The following is an 18,622-nucleotide window of genomic DNA, read 5'->3' as shown; positions in this document are numbered from 1 at the left end:
ATACTTTTCTTCAATCCGGCCGCCTTCAGCTGTGCTAATTCAACCTGAGGAACTCGTTCAGGGAAGCGAAGCGGTGAGCGCTCGAAACGCAAAAGAACATGCCCGGTATTTCACGGCGCCCTCCACCGGCGTCGAATGCCTGACGGCCTCGTTCAGTCAGCATCACTACGCCCCGCATGCCCATGACACCTATGTGATCGGGGCGCTGTCGAGCGGCAAGGCCAGCGTCTTCATTCGCGGTGTCCAGCGTTTTGCCACCGCCGGCGACCTGACCCTCTACAACCCGCATGACGTGCATGACGGCATTCCCAGCACGGACGGCTACAGCTACCGGGTGAGCTACCCCGAGGCCGACCTCATCGTGGACATCGCTTCGGAATTGACCGGAAGCGGTATCCACGGCACGCCGTCCTTTCCGGACCCCGTGGTCAGGGATCTGCGGGGTTGTGCCCTCTTCTTCGAGGCGCACCGCGCCTGGGAAGACAATCAGTGCCCGCTGGAAGCCGAAGAGCTGATGCTGCGCAGCTATCGTCACTGCCTGTCCAGGCACGCGCGGATCGCGCTGAAGCCGGCCGGCGTCGAACAGGGGCCGGTCGCTCGGGCAGCGGCGGTGATGAGCGAGCGGTTCGACGAGAAACTGACCCTTGCCGAACTGGTCAAGGAGGCCAGGCTGCCGCGCCAGCGACTTATCGAAGCCTTCCACCGCGACACCGGATTCACGCCACATGCCTATCTGATCAACCGGCGCGTGGACGCCGCCAAGGCGATGTTGCGGCGCGGCCATGACCCGGTGGATGTCGCGGCTGCGTCCGGCTTCGCCGACCAGGCCCATCTCATCCGCACCTTCAAGGCACGCATCGGCGTCACCCCAGGCGCCTATCAGGCCGCTTTCGCCATGTAGCGGTTTTTCGACGGGGGGCCTGGCCCTCGTTTCCCAAAGGTTTCAACAATTCAACCAGCCGGCGCCGCAAGACGCCGCAATGAAGGAGCATGTCCTCATGAAACGTATGCCTGAGCCATTCAGGATCAAGATGGTCGAGCCGATCCGCATGACCGAACGGCCGTACCGTGAAGCCGCACTGCGGGAGGCCGGGTTGAACCCGTTCCTGCTGCGCAGCGAGGATGTCTATATCGATCTCCTGACCGACAGCGGCACCGGCGCGATGAGCGACCGCCAATGGGCAGGCCTGATGCTCGGCGATGAAGCCTATGCCGGCAGCCGCAACTACTACCGGCTGGCCGAAACCGTCGAACGGCTGTTCGGCTATCCCTATACGATTCCGACCCATCAGGGGCGCGGCGCGGAACAGATACTGTTTCCGGAGATGGTCAAGCGGCGCGGTTCGGCAACGCCGGTCTTCCTGTCGAACTACCATTTCGACACGACGAAGGCGCATGTCGAGATCGCCGGCGCCAAGGCCATCAACGTGCTGACGGAAGCCGCCAAGGACACGGGTCGCTACGACGACTGGAAGGGGAATTTCGACCTGGCGGAACTGCTTCATGCGATCGAGATCCATGGTCGCCAGAACGTGGCCGGCATCATCGCGACCATCACCTGCAACAGCGCCGGTGGCCAACCGATGTCGATGGCCAATCTGCGCACCGTTTCGGGATATGCGCGGGAAATGGGCATTCCGATGATCATCGACGCCACGCGCTTTGCCGAAAATGCCTGGTTCATCAAGCAGCGGGAAACCGGCTATGCCGAACGTTCGATCCGCGACATCGTACGGGAGATGATGTGCTATGGCGACATGCTGACCTTGTCGGCGAAGAAGGATGGACTGGTGAACATCGGCGGGTTCTGCGCCTTTCGCGGGGATGAGGATCTGTTTCGCGCCGTCCAGACCCGCTGCGTTCCCATGGAAGGCTTCATCACCTATGGCGGGTTGGCCGGGCGTGACATGGAGGCGGTCGCGATCGGGCTCGAAGAGGCGGTCGAAGACGACTATCTCGCCTATCGCATCGGCCAGGTCGCCTATCTCGGCGACAGGCTGCGAAACGCCGGCGTGCCGATCCAATATCCGACCGGTGGCCATGCGGTGTTCGTGGATGGCGCGGCCGTCCTGCCGCATGTCCGGCCCGAGCATTTCCCGGCACACGCGCTCGCTTGCGAACTCTATCTCGAGTCCGGCGTGCGCGCGGTGGAGATCGGCTCGCTGATGCTGGGGCGCGACCCGCAAACCGGCGAGCAGGAAGTCTCGCCTCTCGAATTGCTGCGGCTCACCATCCCGCGCCGCGTCTACACCAACGATCATATGGACTATATCGCCGACGCGCTGATCGCCGTCGCGGCGCGGGCGAAGAGCATCCGGGGGCTCGACTTCGAGTATGAACCGCCGGTCCTGCGGCATTTCACGGCGCGCTTCCGCTGGGCAGAGCAGGCGCCGGCGGCGCCGAGGAAGGAACTGGCCGACGCATGAGCCCTCTGGTCAAACGTTATCTCGAAGAACGGGGCGCGGTGTTCTCGGTGGTGGCGCATCGGCCCCTGATCTCGTTCGAGGATGCAAAGGAGATCCTGCCGCACGATCCCCGAAACATGGTCAAGAGCCTGGTGTTTCGCTGTGCCGACGACAGCCTTGCGATCGTCGCCCTGCGGGCGGCGGAGCGCGCCGATTACAAGAAGATCGCCGGTGCGATCGGGGAGCGGCGGGCGGATCTGCGCATGGCCGAGGAGGGTTATGTCCTGGGCCAGCTCGACATGGAGATCGGCGGCGTCGTTCCGCTGCCGATCAATGGCGCGCGCGTGTTCATCGACCGCAACGTGCTTGAGCTGGCGGAGGTCGTCTGTGGCACAGGCCGCAACACGGCGACCCTGGTAATCGCGCTTTCCGAACTGATGCGGATCGCCCAGGCCTTGGTGGCGGACCTTTCGAAGCCGGCGACTGCCGCAAACCAATCCGACCCTTCAGTGGGCTGAGAGCGGACATGCGGTGGCCGGACGTCAAGGTCTCCAGTGGGCAGATGACGACCAGGGTTGCGGCAATCGCCCTGGTTGGGTTGGGCGTTCTTGGCGTGGTCCGTGCGGTGATCAATTTGCTCGGATATTGATCCGGCCACAGACGCAATCCGTCGACCGACGGCGGATATCCCTTTGCCGAGTGCCCGGGTACGTTATTCCTCCAATGACATTGGGCACTTGAACGGCCCGGACCAGCTGTTCAATTCGCAACGCCCCGGCTTTATTTGTATCTGATCCGCTGATACATAACCCGTGTGACCAGTGCGGGGCCATATGTCGAATGAAATCATGGTTGTCGATCCGCTTGAGCGGCTCGATTTGCTGAAGAGCCTCGCGAGCGAGGTCCGGATCCGGATTCTCGACCTGCTGCACCGCAAGGGTCCGAAAAACGTCAATCAAGTGGCCGAGGAACTCGGTCTTCCGCAATCGACAATTTCCGCGAACATCCAGGTTCTTGTCGATGTCGGTTTGATCGAGACGAAATCACAGAAGGCGCGCAAGGGAAGCCAGAAGGTCTGCTACTCGACCTTCTCGGAACTGGTCGTCGTCTTCAAGGATCGCACTCCGGCGCAGGATCAGGGCGTCATAGAAGTTGCGATGCCGCTTGGGCTCTACACCAGATGCGAAGTCTCCGCTCCCTGCGGCCTGTGTTCAAAGGAGGGCGTCATCGGACTTCTCGATGTGCCCGACACCTTCCTCGATCCCGACCGCATGCGGGCCGGGCTGCTGTGGTTCACGCGCGGCTTCGTCGAATACCAGTTTCCCAACAATGCGACGCTTGCCAATGCCAAGGTCGGCGGGCTGGAACTGGCGATGGAGCTTTCGTCCGAGGTGCCGGGCACATCGAAGGATTGGCCGTCGGACATCACGGTCGCGATCAACGGACACGAGATAGATACCTGGACGGCGCCGGCCGACTATGGCGACAAGCGCGGCAAGCATACGCCCGGCTGGTGGAAGCTGGCCGGATCGCAGTATGGCGACCTCGCACACTGGCGCGTCACCAACAACGGCACGTATCGTAACAACGACAAGGTTTCCAAATGCTCGCTGGCTGATCTGGAGCTCGAGCGGCACCGCTCGATCCGGATACGAATCGGCGTGAAGGAAGATGCGCGTCACCCCGGCGGCATAAACATCTTCGGCAGCGGCTTCGGCAATTACAGCAACGACATCGTTCTGCGCCTGCTGAAGGCTTGAGGGCATACTAGGCCCTTGACGGGCGGATGAACTCCGCCCTTAATTGATCCACGACCCGGATATAAATCGGAAAGTCGGATTGATAATCCGCAGTGGGAGGGATCATGAAGGCCAGAGTCACGGCGAACGCGGCCTATGCCGTCGCGGACATCGACAAACGCCTTTACGGCTCGTTTCTCGAGCATCTTGGCAGGGCGGTCTACACGGGCATCTACGAGCCCGGACATCCGCAAGCGGACGCGGAGGGGATGCGCAAGGACGTGATCGAGCTGGTGCGCGCGCTCGACACCCCGATTTGCCGCTACCCAGGTGGCAATTTCGTATCCGCCTACAATTGGGAAGACGGCATAGGCCCAAAAGAGAACCGCCCGCGTCGGCTCGATCTTGCATGGCGCACCACGGAGCCGAACCTGGTTGGCATCCACGAATTCGCCGACTGGGCCGAAAAAGCCGGCACCGAGATGATGCTTGCCGTCAATCTCGGTTCCCGCGGCCTCGACGAGGCGCGGGCCTTCGTGGAATACGTCAACCACCCGGGCGGCAGCTACTGGTCCGACCTCAGGGCCAAGAACGGACGCACGCAACCCTGGAACTGCCGTCTCTGGTGTCTCGGCAATGAAATGGACGGGCCCTGGCAGGTCGGCCACAAGTCGGCCAGCGAATACGGTCATCTCGCCAACGAGACCGCCAAGGCGCTGCGCGGGCTCGATCCGACCGTGGAACTGGTCGTCTGCGGCTCGTCGCATTCCAATATGCCGACCTATCCGCAGTGGGAAGCGACCGTGCTGGAGGCGACCTACGAGCAGGTCGACTACATCTCTCTCCACATGTATTTCGAAAACTACGAGAAGAATACGGCCGAATATCTCGCTCTTCCGGCCAAGCTCGACCGCTACATTGGCACGGTCGCAGGCATCATCGACTATGTGAAGGCCAAGACCCGCTCGAAGCGGGACGTTAAGATCTCCTTCGACGAGTGGAACGTCTGGTATCATCAGCGCAAGCAGGACGCCGCGCGCATGCGCAGCTGGGACTGGCCGGAAGCCCCCAGGCTTTTGGAGGACATCTACAATTTCGAGGACGTGCTGCAGGTCGGCTGCATCATCAATACCTTCATCCGCCGGTCGGATGTCGTTCGCATCGCCTGCATCGCGCAGCTGGTCAACGTTATCGCGCCGATCATGACCGATCCCGGCGGCAGCGCCTGGCGGCAGACGATCTACTGGCCTTTCATGCTGGCCTCCAGGCACGGCCGCGGCACCGCGCTGCAGCTCGCTGTCGAGGTGCCTACCTATGACGCGGCCGCAGCCGACAAGGTGCCGTGGCTCGACATTGCAGGCGTGCACGATTCGAATGCCGGCACGCTGACCTTCTTCGCAATCAACCGGCATGGCTCCGAGACGATAGAGGCCGACGTCGCCCTCGAGCGGTTCGCCGCCAAGTCCATCGAGCACACGATCATCCGTCATGACGATCTCGAGGCCTGCAACACGAAGGACGCGCCGGACAACGTATCACCGGTCAAAGGCAACGGGGCAGCGCTCAGCGGCAAGGGAATGACGCTGACCTTGCCGCCGCACTCCTACTCGATGGTGCGCGTGACGCTCTAAGTCAATATCCGACTATCAGATATATATCGTAAAATCCGTTGCAGGCGGATCGGTTTGGTGTAGCATTGAAACGTTCAAGGCGGATCTAACCGCCGTACTCGGGAGGAAGCTGAGATGAACTTTCGCAGGATGATGGCCATAGCGGTGGTCGCGGCAGGAGGAATTTGGGCCGTTGCGGCCCAGGCCGAAGAAACCGTCACGTGGTGGGATTTCCTCGGCGGCGGCGACGGCGTGCGCATGAAGCAGATGATCTCCGACTTCAACACCGCTCACGCCGGCAAGATCAAGATCGACGCCACGACACTGGAGTGGGGCACGCCCTTCTACGCGAAGGTCCAGACCTCGGCAGCGGTCGGTGAGGCGCCGGATGTCATGACCTATCATGCCAGCCGCATCCCCCTGGCGGTGAGCCAGGACATTCTCGAAGAAATCACCGCCGAGGACATGAGCAAGATGGGCCTCTCGGCCTCGGATTTCGCCCAGACGACGATGGGCGCCGTGACGGTCGACGGCAAGCAATACGCAGTGCCGCTCGATACCCATCCGATCGTCCTCTACTACAATCGCGTCCTGCTGAAGAAGGCAGGCGTGCTCGGCGACGACGGCCGTCCCGTGGGCATGAAGAACAAGGAGGAATTCACCGCGACACTGCAGAAGTTGAAGGATGCCGGCGTCGAGTTCCCGCTGGGCAGCGTCACCGCCGACGGCAACTTCATGTACCGCACCATCTATTCGCTGGTGTGCCAGCAAGGCGGCGAGCTTCTGACGGGCAACGAGTTCCTCGCCGGCGACAACGGCAAGAAGCTGGCGAACGCCTTGGCGGTTCTGCAGGGGTGGACGAAGGCCGGGCTGCAGTCGACCTATACGGACTATCCCGCGACCGTCGCCCTGTTCACCTCGGGCAAGGCCGCAATGATGATCAACGGCGTCTGGGAAGTTCCCACGATGACCGACCTCGCCAAGCAAGGCAAGCTGTTCGACTGGGGCGCCGTCGAGATTCCGGTCATCTTCGACAAGCCATGCACCTATGCGGACAGCCACTCGTTCGCGATCCCGAAGAACAAGGGCAAGGAAATCAGCCCGGAAAAGCGTGCCGCCGTGCTCGAGGTGATCTCCTGGATGGACAAGCATTCGCTGTTCTGGGCCACGGCAGGCCACATCCCGGCATACAAGCCAGTCACCGAAACGGCCGAATACAAGGCAATGGAGCCCAATGCGACCTACTCGACGCTGACGGCCAACATGATCTTCGATCCGAAGTCGACCAAGGCTGGTGTCGCCGGGCCGATCTTCGACATCATGTCCAACTATTTCGTGCCGACCCTCAACGGCGAGATGGACCCGGGCGAGGCGGTGAAATCCATCAAGGAAGAGTTGAACAGCATGTAGGCTCAAGGGCTGGGGCGGCCCTGCCCAGGGTGGCCCCAGCCGCATTCGAGGAAGAGCCATGCTTCGCAACTCCCGCACGGAACGTCTTGTCGCACTGGTGCTGGTCGCTCCCTTCCTGGCGATCTACCTGCTGGCGTTCGTCTATCCGACCGTCCAGATGTTCCGCATCTCCTTCACAGATGCGCCGCTGATCGGCGCGGGTCGGTGGGTTGGCCTCGACAACTACCTGCGGCTCGACAACGACCCGATGTTCCGGCGCGCGCTCTGGAACACCGCTTACTTCGTGCTGATGACGGTCGTCCCAGGCACACTCATCGCCCTGTTGATCGCGCTTGGCGTGTCGCGGCTCAAGGGCCGCTTCCAGGCGATCGTGCTGGCGCTGTTCTTCCTGCCCTACATACTGCCGGTGTCCGTCGTCTATCTGATCTGGGACTGGACGCTGAATTTCCAGTTCGGGATCGCGATGCATGTTCTGGACTGGCTGGGAATCCCGCGCGTGCCGGTCTTCAAATCGCGCGTCTGGTTCCTGCCGGCAGTGGCCGGAGTGACGATCTGGTGGACCGCGGGCTTCTCGATCCTCCTCTTCCTCGCCGGATTGCGGTCCATACCAGTGGAGATCTACGAAGCCGCCGCACTCGACAATTCGACGCGATGGACGACCTTCCGGCGCATCACCTGGCCGCTGCTGTGGCCGATCACATCGCTGGTGTTCACCATCCAGCTCATCCTGCAGCTCAAGATCTTCGACCAGGTCTATCTGTTCTCGATCGGCGGCCGGCCGAACGACAATATGGTGCTCGTCTACTACGTCTTTCAGAAGGCCTTCCAGCAGAACCAGGGAGGCAGGGCGGCGGCTGTCGCCGTCACCCTCTTCGTGCTTGTGGTCGTCGTCTCGGTCCTACAGTTCCAGCTGCTCCGGTTCGCCGAAAGGCGGCGCCGATGAACGCCATGGCCGCGCAGCGCTGGAACTTCTGGGGCGGGATTATCACGGCACTGACGCTCGTCTGGGCCATCCTATGGGCGTTCCCGCTCTATTGGGGCGTGATCTCATCGCTCAAACCGGATGACGAGGTCATCCGGCCTTACATCGAACTCTGGCCCGAGACGCCGACGCTGGAGAACTACATCAGCGCGCTGACCACCACCCAGATCGGCGCCTGGTACGTCAATTCGGTGGCGGTCGCGGTCGGCGTGACGATCATCACCATCTTCATCTCGATGCTGTGCGGCTACGCGATCTCGCAGTTGCGGTTCCCGGGGCGTATCGTGCTGTGGTGGCTGATCCTCGCCTCCTTCATGGTGCCGACTTCGGCGCTGATCATCAATCATTTCGTGCTGGTCGCCAATCTTGGCCTGCTTAACAGCTGGGCCGGGATCATGTTGCCGCAGCTTATCCACCCCGTCATCATCATCGTGTACAAGCAGTTCTTCGACCAGGTCCCGAAGGACTTTCGCGAGGCCGCGGTCATGGACAATGCGTCTGAATTCGGAATCCTCTTCAAGATCTACATGCCGATGAACTGGGGGGTAACGACGGCGCTGTCGATCGTCTGCTTCATCTGGACGTGGAATGCGTTTTTGTGGCCGTTCCTCTCGGTGACCCGCACCGAGATGATGACGATCACCGTCGGCATCACGCAGGTCAATGACGCCTTCGGTGTCTACTACGCGCGCCAGCTGTCGGCAGCCGTGCTGGCCGGCCTTCCGGTGGCACTGGCCTACCTCTTCTTCCAGCGCCGCGTGACCGAAGCGATAACGCTCTCGGCAGGTATCAAGGGCTAGGAACCGAATTCATGTTCGGCGGGTTCAGGCCCCGTCAGCGCGCGTGCCAGGCCGATCCGTCCGCGGCGAAGAGATGCAGGGCGGCGGTGTCGAACTTCAACCGAACAGCGTCACCAGCTTTGACGCTCGAAAGCCCGCGATCTTGTGCCGTCACCTGCGTCCCGTCCGCCAGTCGCGCATAGACCAGCGTTCGCTCGCCAAGGCGCTCGACGACGGTGGCCGTGGCGGATGTTTCATTGCCCTCGGCGACGACAGTCAGCGATTCTGGCCGCACGCCGAGTTCGCGCCAATCCATGTTGACCGGCGCGCCGGGAAGTTCGACCAGCGATCCGTCGGTCAAGCGCGCATTGAGCCTGTCGCCCGAGCCCGAAACCGTGACAGGCAGAATGTTCATTGCCGGAGACCCGACGAAGGTCGCGACGAATCGCGACGCAGGACGTGCATAGACATCGACGGGGCTTCCCATCTGCTCTATCCGGCAATTGTTGAGGATCACAATACGGTCGGCGAGCGTCATCGCTTCCACCTGATCATGGGTGACGTAGATCATCGTCGACTTCAAACGCTGATGCAGTTCGGCAAGCTCGACGCGCGTGCGGGCTCTAAGCGCCGCGTCCAGATTGGAGAGCGGCTCGTCGAACAGGAATGCCTTGGGTTCCTTGACGATCGCACGCCCGATGGCCACGCGCTGGCGCTGTCCGCCGGAGAGCTGCGACGGCCGCCGCTGAAGCAGCGCCTCGATCTCCAGGATACGCGCGGCCTCAGCGATCCGTTGGCCTATGACATCCGGCGCGACCCGAATGTTCCTCAGGCCGAAGGCCATGTTCTCCGCGACCGTCATATGCGGGTAAAGCGCATAGTTCTGGAAGACCATCGCAACGTTGCGCCTGCCCGGCGCAAGGTTCTCCGAGCGCACCCCGTCGATCGTCAGCGTGCCTTCGTCGATGCTTTCGAGGCCGGCGATCATCCGCAGCAGCGTCGTCTTGCCGGAACCGGACGGGCCGAGAAACACGACCAGCTCTCCCGGCTGAATGTCCAAGCTCACGTCGCGGATCACCTCGACCGCGCCAAAGTGCTTTGATACGCCCGAAAGCGCGATTCCGGCCATGCTTGCGATCCCTTCTTTCCTACATAATTTCGGATAAATACCCGATGTCAAGGAACTATGGGCACCGAGCCGGTCACGCGGCCCAAACGCCGCATTGACCTGGCCAGGCATCGGCAGTCTCTTGGGATCGCCCTTGGGTGTTCAACGACTGGTCGAGGAAACGAAAGATGCATCGACGAGGTTTTCTGGCGGCCGGTCTTGCGACGGTTCTGGTGGGCGAGCGTGCCGCAGCCCAGATGAAGATGGACGACATGCCGGGCATGGATATGGGCGGTCACGCGGGCCACGACATGGGCAACGTGCCGCAAGGCGCCGTCGTTCTGCCCGAGGGCGAGGTCTTGCGCGAATTGCCCCTGCTGGCGAACGAAGCCAGCCGGCCGGGCCTGTTCAAGGCGACGCTGACGGCCGGGTCCGCCACGGCACGTTTTGCGGAGGGACTGGACACGCCGATCCTGGCTTATAACGGCGCCAGCCCCGGACCACTGGTCGAGGCGGTCGAGGGCGACCGCATCGAGATCACCTTCGCCAATCGGATCGCGAACGAAGCAAGCACCATCCACTGGCACGGCATGCCGGTGCCGGCCGATCAGGACGGCAACCCGATGGACCCGGTCGTCGCCGGCACCGACCGCACCTACAGTTTCGATCTGCCGGAAGGCAGCGCCGGCTCCTATTGGTATCACCCGCATCCGCACGGCAAGACCGCCGAGCAGGTCTATCGCGGCCTTGCCGGTGCGTTCGTGGTCAAGCCGAAGGCCGATCCGATCCCGGCCGCCTATGGCGATACCGTGCTGGTGTTCACCGACCTGCGCCTTGCGGCCGATGGCACCTTGCCCGACAACACGATGACGGACCTGATGAACGGGCGCGTCGGCGACCATGTGCTGGTCAACGGCCAGAAGAATCCCACACTGACGGTGCCCTTTGGAACGAAGCGGCGCTTTCGCCTTTACAATGCGACCAACGCGCGCTTTCTGCGGCTCTCCTTCGACGGCGCGGCGATGACAATCATCGGAACGGACGGCGGTCTGCTGGAGGCGCCGGTCGCGGCCGGCGACATCCTGCTCAGCCCGGCGGAGCGGCTCGAACTGGTCGTCTCTTTCGACAAGCCCGGCGCGGCCGCGCTTACCACGCAAGATTATGATCGCGGCTGGATGGGTCCCGGGCGACCAGCCGATGCCGGATTGACGCTGCTGACGGTCAATGTTTCAAAGACTAAGGCGGACCCTGTTCCGCCAATGCCCGACAGGCTGCGGCCGATCGCGCAACTCGGCGCCCCGGCCGCCAGCCGCGGCTTCGTCTTCACCGAAACCATGGCCATGAACGCCGCCGGCATGGAGATGGGATTCCTGATCAACGGTGCCGCTTTCGACATGAAGCGCATCGACGTTGTCGCCAAGGTCGGTCAGGTCGAACTCTGGGAGATCGTCAACGAGGCGGACATGGATCATCCATTCCATGTGCATGGAACGCAGTTCCAGGTGATCGAGCACGAACGCGGCGGCAACATATCAAAGCCGGCCTATCGCGCCTGGAAAGACACCGTCAATGTCGCGCGCGGGGAGACGGTAAGGTTGCTGCTGCGGCAGGACCGGCCGGGGCCGAGGATGTATCACTGCCATATCCTCGAGCATGAGCAGCTCGGCATGATGGGCATTGTCGACGTGCAGGCATAGTCGCGTGGTGGCGCTCTATGGCGCAGTGTTCATCAGCGCCTTCCTCGCCGCAACCATCCTGCCGGTTTCGTCGGAGGCGGTGCTCGCCGGCCTTGTCGTCTCGGGCCGCGGTGACCCCTGGCTGCTCCTTTTGCTGGCGACGGTCGGCAATACGCTCGGTTCCGTGGTGAACTGGGTTCTGGGGCGCGGCATTGACGGGCTGCGCAAAAGGCGATGGTTTTCGATCAGTGCGGATCGCTATGAGCAGGCATGCCGAACGTTCCGGCGCTTTGGCCAATGGACGCTGTTGTTTGCCTGGCTGCCGGTTGTCGGGGATGCTCTCACCCTTGCCGCGGGCGCTGCACGCGTGAACCTCGGCGTGTTCGTCGCTCTTGTCGCGACAGGCAAGGCCGCGCGCTATGCTGTGATCGTCGCCGGAGGGTTGTGGGCGACGGCGTGAGGCATCTCCACGTCGTCGACCGCAAGCAGCATTCTCACCCGCGCGGGGCCGTTTTTGCCCGGCCGAAGACCATGCTTCGCATCACGCCATCGCCCAACAGCACCAAATGCCACACGGCAGCCAGGATATGAATGCCGACAAGTCCAAGCATTATCCAGACCAGCTTCTGATGCACGAACGCGAAAGCCCTTGCCGACAGCGGGCCAAAGGATGGCGCCAGCGGCACGGGCAAGTTTCCAAAAAGCCGTGCGGGGGGCATGAAGGGCATTGGCCGGTAGCCCAGCCATCCCGTTATCAGGACGGCGAGGATCGTGACGTAGAGTAACATGTGGAAGAAAGCCGTCGCAAACCGTACGAACCGTGAGGTTGGCCTGACCGGGACCTGGGTGAAGCTGCGCCAGCAAAGCCTGAGGACTATGATGGCCAGGATCGTCACGCCGATCGACATGTGAAGCGGCAGCCAGTTCATCATCGCCATGCCCGGCCCGCGCATCGGCCCGAAGGCAATGGCGATTTGCGCCGCGAGCGCCGCCACGGTCAGCCAATGCAGCAGACGAATGCCGAAATGCCAATGCAAGCGAGGGTTCCCGCTCACCTTCGCGGCCCGGCACTTTTCAACGATGTGCATGAGGGCGTGATGTGCTCGTCCTCTTCAACGGACCTGGCTTCGCAAAGGGTACGGTACTTCTTCGCCAAGCACTTGAAAATGCTGGTGATCCCGACAGGAATCGAACCTGTGACCTACAGATTAGGAATCTGCCGCTCTATCCTACTGAGCTACGGGACCACGCGGCCCGACACATAGCCGCTTCGGATCGTTTCGCCAAGAGGCCGGCCGTATGCAATCAGCCGGCGTCTTGTGCGGTGGCCATCAGGCGGCCAGCGCGGTTTCCGCCAGCTTCACCCAGTAACTCATGCCGTGCGGGATGGCCTCGTCGTTGAAATCATAGGCTGGGTTGTGAAGACCGGCGGTGTCACCATTGCCGATGAAGATGAAGGCACCGGGGCGGGCCTCCAGCATGTAGGAGAAATCCTCGCCCCCCATCACCGGCTGGATGCCGCGGTGGACATGAGCGTCTCCGGCGACATTTGCCGCGATATCGCTGGCAAACACCGTCTCTTCGGCATGGTTGAAGGTCACGGGGTAGTTTGCCTGGTAGTCGACCTCGATCCTGGCGCCGAAAGCGGTCGCCAGGCCGTCGCAGATGGTGCGGATGCGCTCTTCGGATTTCTTGGCGATCTCCTTGCGCAAGGTGCGCACGGTGCCGGCGATCTCGGCCGATTCCGGGATGATGTTGTAGGCGTCGCCGGCATGGAACTTGGTCACCGACACCACCACGGCCTCGACCGGATCGGTGCTGCGCGAGGCGATCGTCTGCAGCGCGCCGACCAGCTGGCTGGTGATGACGATCGGATCGATCGTGCCGTGCGGCATCGCGGCGTGACCGCCCCTGCCTTTCACGGTGATGGTGAATTCGGCCGTCGCCGCCATGATCGGGCCCGGACGGATGGCGAACTGGCCGACGGGAAGGCCCGGCATGTTGTGCATGCCGAACACCCTGGAGATGTCGAAGCGCTCCATCATGCCGTCCTTGACCATCTCGTTGCCGCCGCCGCCGCCTTCCTCCGCTGGCTGGAAGATCACCGCCACGGAGCCGGCGAAATTGCGCGTCTCGGCGAGGTATTTGGCTGCACCCAAAAGCATCGCCGTGTGGCCGTCATGGCCGCAGGCGTGCATCTTTCCGGGAACGGTCGAGGCATAGGGCTTGCCGGTGATTTCGTTGAGCGGCAGCGCATCCATGTCGGCGCGCAGGCCGATGGTGGCGCCTTCTCCCTGGCGGCCACGGATGATGCCGACGACGCCGGTCTTGCCGAGACCGGTGGCCACATCATCGCAGCCGAACTCCTTCAGCTTCTCGGTGACGAAAGCCGCCGTCTTGAAGACATCGAAGTTCAGCTCCGGCGTCTGGTGCAGATGCCGGCGCCAGCCGGCGACTTCATCCTGCATTTCAGCGGCGCGGTTCAGGATTGGCATGATGGTTCCATTCGTTGTTGGAGCAGCCGGCTTCAGCCTGGTGTTTTGCAATTGTGCCCGGGGTTTTGCAATTGTGCCGGGGTTTTGGAATTGTGATTGTCAGGCACTTTGCCATGTTGGCGTCACATAGGGTAAATAGCACCGCACTGATGTGGTCCGTTTTTGAGGGTCGGACTCATTATGCTGGCGGTCGCGTAACGAAATCTTACGGAGCCAGGGGCAATCAGGGCAAGAGGCGATTTCGGATTAGATCATGCGGCACAGGCATTTCCTCAAACTATTCTCGGCTGGCGCAATCATGCTGTCGATCCTTGCCGGACCGGCGCTGGCCAATCCGGTGGTTGTCTTCGATTTGAAGAACGGCCAGATCCTGCAGCACCAGGATGCCTTCAAACGCTGGTATCCGGCCTCGCTCAGCAAGCTGATGACCGCCTATGTGACCTTCCGGGCGATCGCGGCCGGCGAGGTCCAGCTCGATTCGCCGATCAAGGTGACCAAGCACTCCGCCGGTGAGCCGCCAAGCAAGATGGGTTTCAAGCCGGGCTCGGTCATGCGGCTCGACAACGCGCTGAAGATGATGCTGGTCAAATCGGCCAATGACATCGCCATGGCTGTCGGCGAGAATGTCGGCGGCTCGCAGGCCGCCTTCGCCGAAAGGATGAATGCCGAAGCAGCACGGCTCGGAATGAACGGCACCCATTTCGTCAATCCGAACGGCCTCTACTCGCCCGACCAGTATACCACGGCACGCGACCTCTCGATCCTGGTGATGGCGATCCGCCGCGAGTTCCCGCAATACGCGCCGTGGTTCTCGATCGAAGGTCTTGCGGTCGGCAAGAAAGCCATTTCGAACTACAATCTCCTGATCGGCCGCTATCCCGGCGCCGATGGCATGAAGACGGGCTTCGTCTGCCCTTCCGGCTTCAACATGATCGGTTCGGCGACGCGCAATGGCCGCACGCTGGTCGCGGTCGTGCTGGGCGAGAAGTCGGCGGTCAGCCGTGCCGAGACCGCGGCAAGACTGCTCGACCAGGGGTTTGACACGCCCACGGCCGGTTCGGCCACCGTCGCCACGCTGGCGCCCTATGGCGACACGGTTTCGCCCAACGATATGCATGACGAGGTCTGCAAGAAGAAGACGGCGGAGGAGCAGTCCGAGGCGCCGCCGGCGGCGGCCGCCAAGGACGCGCCGAAATCGCCCTATCAGCAAAAGCTCGATCATGTGCCGACGCTGGTTGCAGTCGGCCTCGGCGGCGCCACCGGCCCGGCGCCGAAGGCGATGCTCGACCAGGGCGGCCAGGAATATGCCGACGTGCCGATCCCAAGCTGGCGGCCCGACAAGCCGGTACCGGCCGGCACGGGCCCGAAGGTCGTGGGTGCGGCCGCGCAAGGCGACCAGCCGGCCAAGGTCGCGAACTAGCATGATCCCGAAAAGTGAAATCCGGCTTTCGGAAAAGGTCATGCTCGAACAAAGAGACAGAGCCCGATGAATGGGTTCCCGATCCCCGTCTCGGTGCTGACCGGCTTCCTCGGCGCCGGCAAGACGACACTGCTCAATCGGCTGCTGAAGGACCCGGCGCTGGCCGACACCGCGGTCATCATCAACGAGTATGGCGAGGTGGCTATCGACCATCTGCTGGTCGAGCAAGCTTCCGACGGCATCATCCAGCTTTCCGACGGCTGCCTGTGCTGCACCGTGCGCGGCGAACTGGTCGATACGCTGGCCGACCTGGTCGACCGGCTGCAGACCGGCCGTATCGCCCGCCTTGCCCGCGTCATCGTCGAGACCACGGGGTTGGCCGACCCGGCGCCGGTGCTGCAGTCGATCATGGCGCATCCGGCGCTTGTCCAGGCTTTCCGGCTCGACGGCGTCATCACCCTGGTCGACGCGGTCAATGGCAATGCCACGCTCGACGCCCATGTCGAGGCGGTCAGGCAGGTCGCCGTCGCCGACCGCATCGTGCTGAGCAAGGCCGATCTGGTCACCGATGCCGGCGATCTCGACCGGCTGCGGACGCGCCTGCGGCAGATCAATCCGGGTGCCGGGTTGTTTGATGCCGGCAATTCAACAGCCGGCGTGGCGGCACTGTTTGATTGCGGCCTCTACAACCCCGCCACCAAATCCGCCGACGTGCGCCGCTGGCTCGGCGAGGAGGCGGCGCACGACCATGCCCACGACCATCACCATGGGCATAGCCACGGGCTTGACCATGATCACAGTCATGAGCATGGCCATCGCCACGATTCCCGCGTGCGCTCCTATTCGCTTGTCCATGACGGTCCGGTGCCGTTTTCAGCGATAGAAATGTTCCTCGACCTGTTGCGTTCGACGCATGGCGAGAAGCTGCTGCGGATGAAGGGCGTGATCCAACTCAGCGAAGATCCCTCACGCCCCCTGGTCATCCACGGCGTGCAGAAGATCCTGCATCCGCCGGCAAGGTTGCCCGCCTGGCCGGACGGCCAGCGCGGCACGCGGCTGGTGCTGATCACGCTCGACATGCCGGAAGACTATGTGCGCAGGCTGTTCGCCGCCTTCACCAACCGGCCGTCGATCGACACGCCCGACCGGGCGGCGCTGGAAAACAATCCGCTGGCGATCGCCGGAAGATAGCGTTTTGCATCGAATTCAGACGGTCTCGCCGCGCTCGACAAGGAATCGATGGCCGCCTGATATCGCGGCTGTTTCAATCAGCTGGTGGCCCGCATCTGAGCAAAAGGCGGGAATATCGATGACAGCGAGCGGGTCGGTGGTCTCGAGCCAGAGCCGGCTGCCCGGCTGCATTCCCGCCAGCCGCTTCTTTGCCTTCAGTACGGGCAAAGGGCAATTCAGCCCTTTCAGGTCGTAGACAGCGGTATCCCCGGCCAAGAGCAAGCTCAGCCGCCGAACATGCCGAGCAGCTTGTTCTTCAGCTTGGTCACCCGGCTCTCATCGGCGCTCGCTGCCTGCGTTTCGGCTTCCGGCGCGGCCTCCGTCGGGGCGGCTATGGTGGCGGTGGCGACCGGGGCTTCCTTGGCGGCCTTGGCCGCTTCCTTTGCCGCCACGGCTTGCGCCTTGGCCGCTTCCTTTTCGGCCAGCGCCTGTGCCTTTGCGGCCTCCTTGGCTTGCTTGGCGGCCTCTATGGCGGCCAGCCTCTGCTCCGCGGCCTTCTGCTTGGCGGCTTTCTCGGCGTCCAGTGCCGCCATCTTGCGGCCGGCGGGCGAATCGATGCGGCCCATGCGCGCCGTTTCGGTCACCGTGCCGTCATTGTTGAGCGAAGGCGGATCGATCGGCACGCGCTCGCCGCGCGCCCGGCGCTTCGACCAGTCGGAGACGATGCTGGCTTCCTTGATGCCGGCGATGGTCGGCTTCGGCGGCGGCACGCTTGCCTTGAGCGCGCTGTTGAAGGCCGCGTCATAGGTGCTCTGATAGGCGTTGTAGGCGCTCTTCAGCGAATCCGGCTGCGTGGTTGCCGGGCATGGTCCGGTCGGATCGAATGTCTGGCCATCGGCGGCGACCTGGTTGAAGACGTAGCGCTTCTCGCAGACATCGACCTTCGGCGGCACCTTGGTGACCTCGAAATTATCGTAGCCGACCTTCAGCATCTTCCAGAACTCGTAGTTCGGGTCGTTGCGATAGCGGGCCATGTTGGCGGCGGTCATGCGGAATGGGAATGCCTGGATCTGGAACTCGGTCTGGCCGCCCTGGAAAGCGTCGCGGCCGAACGCATAGATCTGCTCGATCTGCGCGTCGGTCATCGAATAGCAACCCGAGGACGAGCAGGCGCCATGCACCATCAGGTTTTGGCCGGTGCGCCCATTGGCGCGGTCATAGGCGTTTGGAAAGCCGATGTTGAAGGACAGATGATAGTTGGAGCGCGGATTCATCTGCGACGGGCGGACGGTGTAGAAGCCTTCAGGTGCCTGGCGGTCGCCTTCGGTGTATTTGGGACCGAGCTTGCCCGACCATTTGCAGATGTCGTAGCTCGCCACCATGTCGTAGCGGCCGTTGGTCTTGGCCTTCCAGATCTCGAGCTTGCCCTCTTCCTTGAAGATGCGCGCCATCACCGAGGAGGTGCGCACCATGCCCTTGGCCTTCATGTCGGCAAGGATCTTGTCCGGCAGCGGCTTGTTGGCTTCCGGGGCAAAGTCCTTCATCGACGAATCATTGCAGCCGGCGATGGCTATCGAGGCGGCGAGGACTCCGGTGCGGGCGAGCTTGGCAAACATGGATACGGCTATGTCTTTTTCCTCGGGCCAATGGCTGCGAAACTGCCGAGCCCATATGCTGAACACCGACGGACCGTAAGCCCGTTAACCTTGAAAATTCCTTACCGCAAGCTTCGACCGAGCCCTCACGGCAATTTCATTGACCCGAATCCGGCGGCATTTTTGTGGCGAAACCGCACATTGCCGCCATATTGCCGCGCGCGGGCTGCCAA

General features: G+C 62.6%; 17 protein-coding genes and 1 tRNA gene. 12 read left to right on the top strand and 6 right to left on the bottom strand.

Features of this window, described 5'->3' with window-relative positions; translation table 11 throughout:
- Nucleotides 1–73: 73 nt before the first annotated feature.
- From C1D09_RS01630 to C1D09_RS01595, 8 genes are all read left to right on the top strand, one after another.
- Nucleotides 74–901, top strand: a complete 828-nt coding sequence (locus C1D09_RS01630; protein WP_143972678.1) for an AraC family transcriptional regulator — start codon at nucleotides 74–76, stop codon at nucleotides 899–901.
- A 97-nt stretch (nucleotides 902–998) separates the two neighbouring features.
- A complete protein-coding gene (locus C1D09_RS01625; protein WP_143972677.1) occupies nucleotides 999–2,426 on the top strand; it encodes a tryptophanase in 1,428 nt (475 codons plus the stop codon).
- The gene (locus tag C1D09_RS01620; RefSeq protein WP_143972676.1) at nucleotides 2,423–2,923 is read left to right on the top strand and encodes an aminoacyl-tRNA deacylase; all 501 of its coding nucleotides are present in this window, start codon (nucleotides 2,423–2,425) and stop codon (nucleotides 2,921–2,923) included. The genes C1D09_RS01625 and C1D09_RS01620 overlap by 4 nt, the downstream gene beginning before the upstream one ends.
- 315 nt (nucleotides 2,924–3,238) lie before the next feature.
- Nucleotides 3,239–4,165: an ArsR/SmtB family transcription factor gene (locus tag C1D09_RS01615; RefSeq protein WP_143972675.1), complete on the top strand. Its 927-nt coding sequence runs from the start codon at nucleotides 3,239–3,241 to the stop codon at nucleotides 4,163–4,165.
- Between the two features lie 104 nt (nucleotides 4,166–4,269).
- The gene (gene arfA / locus C1D09_RS01610; RefSeq protein WP_143972674.1) at nucleotides 4,270–5,775 is read left to right on the top strand and encodes an arabinosylfuranosidase ArfA; all 1,506 of its coding nucleotides are present in this window, start codon (nucleotides 4,270–4,272) and stop codon (nucleotides 5,773–5,775) included.
- Nucleotides 5,776–5,889: 114 nt separating this feature from the next.
- Nucleotides 5,890–7,164: an extracellular solute-binding protein gene (locus C1D09_RS01605; protein WP_143972673.1), complete on the top strand. Its 1,275-nt coding sequence runs from the start codon at nucleotides 5,890–5,892 to the stop codon at nucleotides 7,162–7,164.
- Nucleotides 7,165–7,222: 58 nt separating this feature from the next.
- Nucleotides 7,223–8,107 carry a carbohydrate ABC transporter permease gene (locus C1D09_RS01600; protein ID WP_143972672.1) on the top strand — a complete coding sequence of 295 codons (885 nt, stop codon included), beginning with the start codon at nucleotides 7,223–7,225 and terminating at the stop codon, nucleotides 8,105–8,107.
- Nucleotides 8,104–8,946 (top strand): carbohydrate ABC transporter permease, encoded by an 843-nt coding sequence (locus C1D09_RS01595; RefSeq protein WP_143972671.1) that lies wholly within the window; start codon nucleotides 8,104–8,106, stop codon nucleotides 8,944–8,946. Before C1D09_RS01600 ends, C1D09_RS01595 begins: the two co-directional genes overlap by 4 nt.
- 34 nt (nucleotides 8,947–8,980) lie before the next feature.
- Here C1D09_RS01595 and C1D09_RS01590 read toward each other — a convergent pair whose 3' ends face one another.
- Nucleotides 8,981–10,054: an ABC transporter ATP-binding protein gene (locus C1D09_RS01590; RefSeq protein WP_143972670.1), complete on the bottom strand. Its 1,074-nt coding sequence runs from the start codon at nucleotides 10,052–10,054 to the stop codon at nucleotides 8,981–8,983.
- Nucleotides 10,055–10,221: 167 nt separating this feature from the next.
- Between C1D09_RS01590 and C1D09_RS01585 the strand changes: the two genes are divergently transcribed.
- Nucleotides 10,222–11,730, top strand: coding sequence for a multicopper oxidase family protein (locus C1D09_RS01585; protein WP_143972669.1), 1,509 nt, complete (start codon nucleotides 10,222–10,224; stop codon nucleotides 11,728–11,730).
- 4 nt (nucleotides 11,731–11,734) lie between these two features.
- Nucleotides 11,735–12,169: a YqaA family protein gene (locus C1D09_RS01580; protein ID WP_143972668.1), complete on the top strand. Its 435-nt coding sequence runs from the start codon at nucleotides 11,735–11,737 to the stop codon at nucleotides 12,167–12,169.
- A gap of 34 nt (nucleotides 12,170–12,203) precedes the next feature.
- Here the strand turns inward: C1D09_RS01580 and C1D09_RS01575 are convergent, their stop codons facing one another.
- From C1D09_RS01575 to C1D09_RS01565, 3 genes are all read right to left on the bottom strand, one after another.
- On the bottom strand, nucleotides 12,204–12,797 hold the full coding sequence (locus C1D09_RS01575) for a cytochrome b (protein ID WP_143972667.1): 594 nt from the start codon (nucleotides 12,795–12,797) through the stop codon (nucleotides 12,204–12,206).
- An 82-nt stretch (nucleotides 12,798–12,879) separates the two neighbouring features.
- A tRNA-Arg gene (locus C1D09_RS01570) sits at nucleotides 12,880–12,956 on the bottom strand.
- Nucleotides 12,957–13,040: 84 nt separating this feature from the next.
- Nucleotides 13,041–14,204, bottom strand: coding sequence for a M20 aminoacylase family protein (locus C1D09_RS01565; RefSeq protein WP_143972666.1), 1,164 nt, complete (start codon nucleotides 14,202–14,204; stop codon nucleotides 13,041–13,043).
- Between the two features lie 253 nt (nucleotides 14,205–14,457).
- Here C1D09_RS01565 and C1D09_RS01560 point away from each other — a divergent pair, with 253 nt between their 5' ends.
- Together C1D09_RS01560 and C1D09_RS01555 are read left to right on the top strand one after the other, a co-directional pair.
- The gene (locus tag C1D09_RS01560; RefSeq protein ID WP_143972665.1) at nucleotides 14,458–15,624 is read left to right on the top strand and encodes a D-alanyl-D-alanine carboxypeptidase family protein; all 1,167 of its coding nucleotides are present in this window, start codon (nucleotides 14,458–14,460) and stop codon (nucleotides 15,622–15,624) included.
- Nucleotides 15,625–15,690: 66 nt separating this feature from the next.
- Entirely contained in the window at nucleotides 15,691–16,815 is a 1,125-nt protein-coding gene (locus C1D09_RS01555) for a CobW family GTP-binding protein (protein ID WP_143972664.1), read from the top strand.
- A 15-nt stretch (nucleotides 16,816–16,830) separates the two neighbouring features.
- Here the strand turns inward: C1D09_RS01555 and C1D09_RS01550 are convergent, their stop codons facing one another.
- Together C1D09_RS01550 and C1D09_RS01545 are read right to left on the bottom strand one after the other, a co-directional pair.
- Entirely contained in the window at nucleotides 16,831–17,070 is a 240-nt protein-coding gene (locus C1D09_RS01550) for a sulfurtransferase TusA family protein (RefSeq protein ID WP_167514447.1), read from the bottom strand.
- A gap of 8 nt (nucleotides 17,071–17,078) precedes the next feature.
- Nucleotides 17,079–18,410 (bottom strand): L,D-transpeptidase family protein, encoded by a 1,332-nt coding sequence (locus C1D09_RS01545; RefSeq protein WP_143972662.1) that lies wholly within the window; start codon nucleotides 18,408–18,410, stop codon nucleotides 17,079–17,081.
- Between the last annotated feature and the right edge of the window lie 212 nt (nucleotides 18,411–18,622).

The organism is Mesorhizobium intechi (assembly GCF_002879535.1).
GTDB classification, from domain to species: Bacteria; Pseudomonadota; Alphaproteobacteria; order Rhizobiales; family Rhizobiaceae; genus Mesorhizobium; species Mesorhizobium intechi.
Note: the sequence above shows the minus strand (reverse complement) of the source record. Positions and strands in the feature narration are given on the sequence as shown.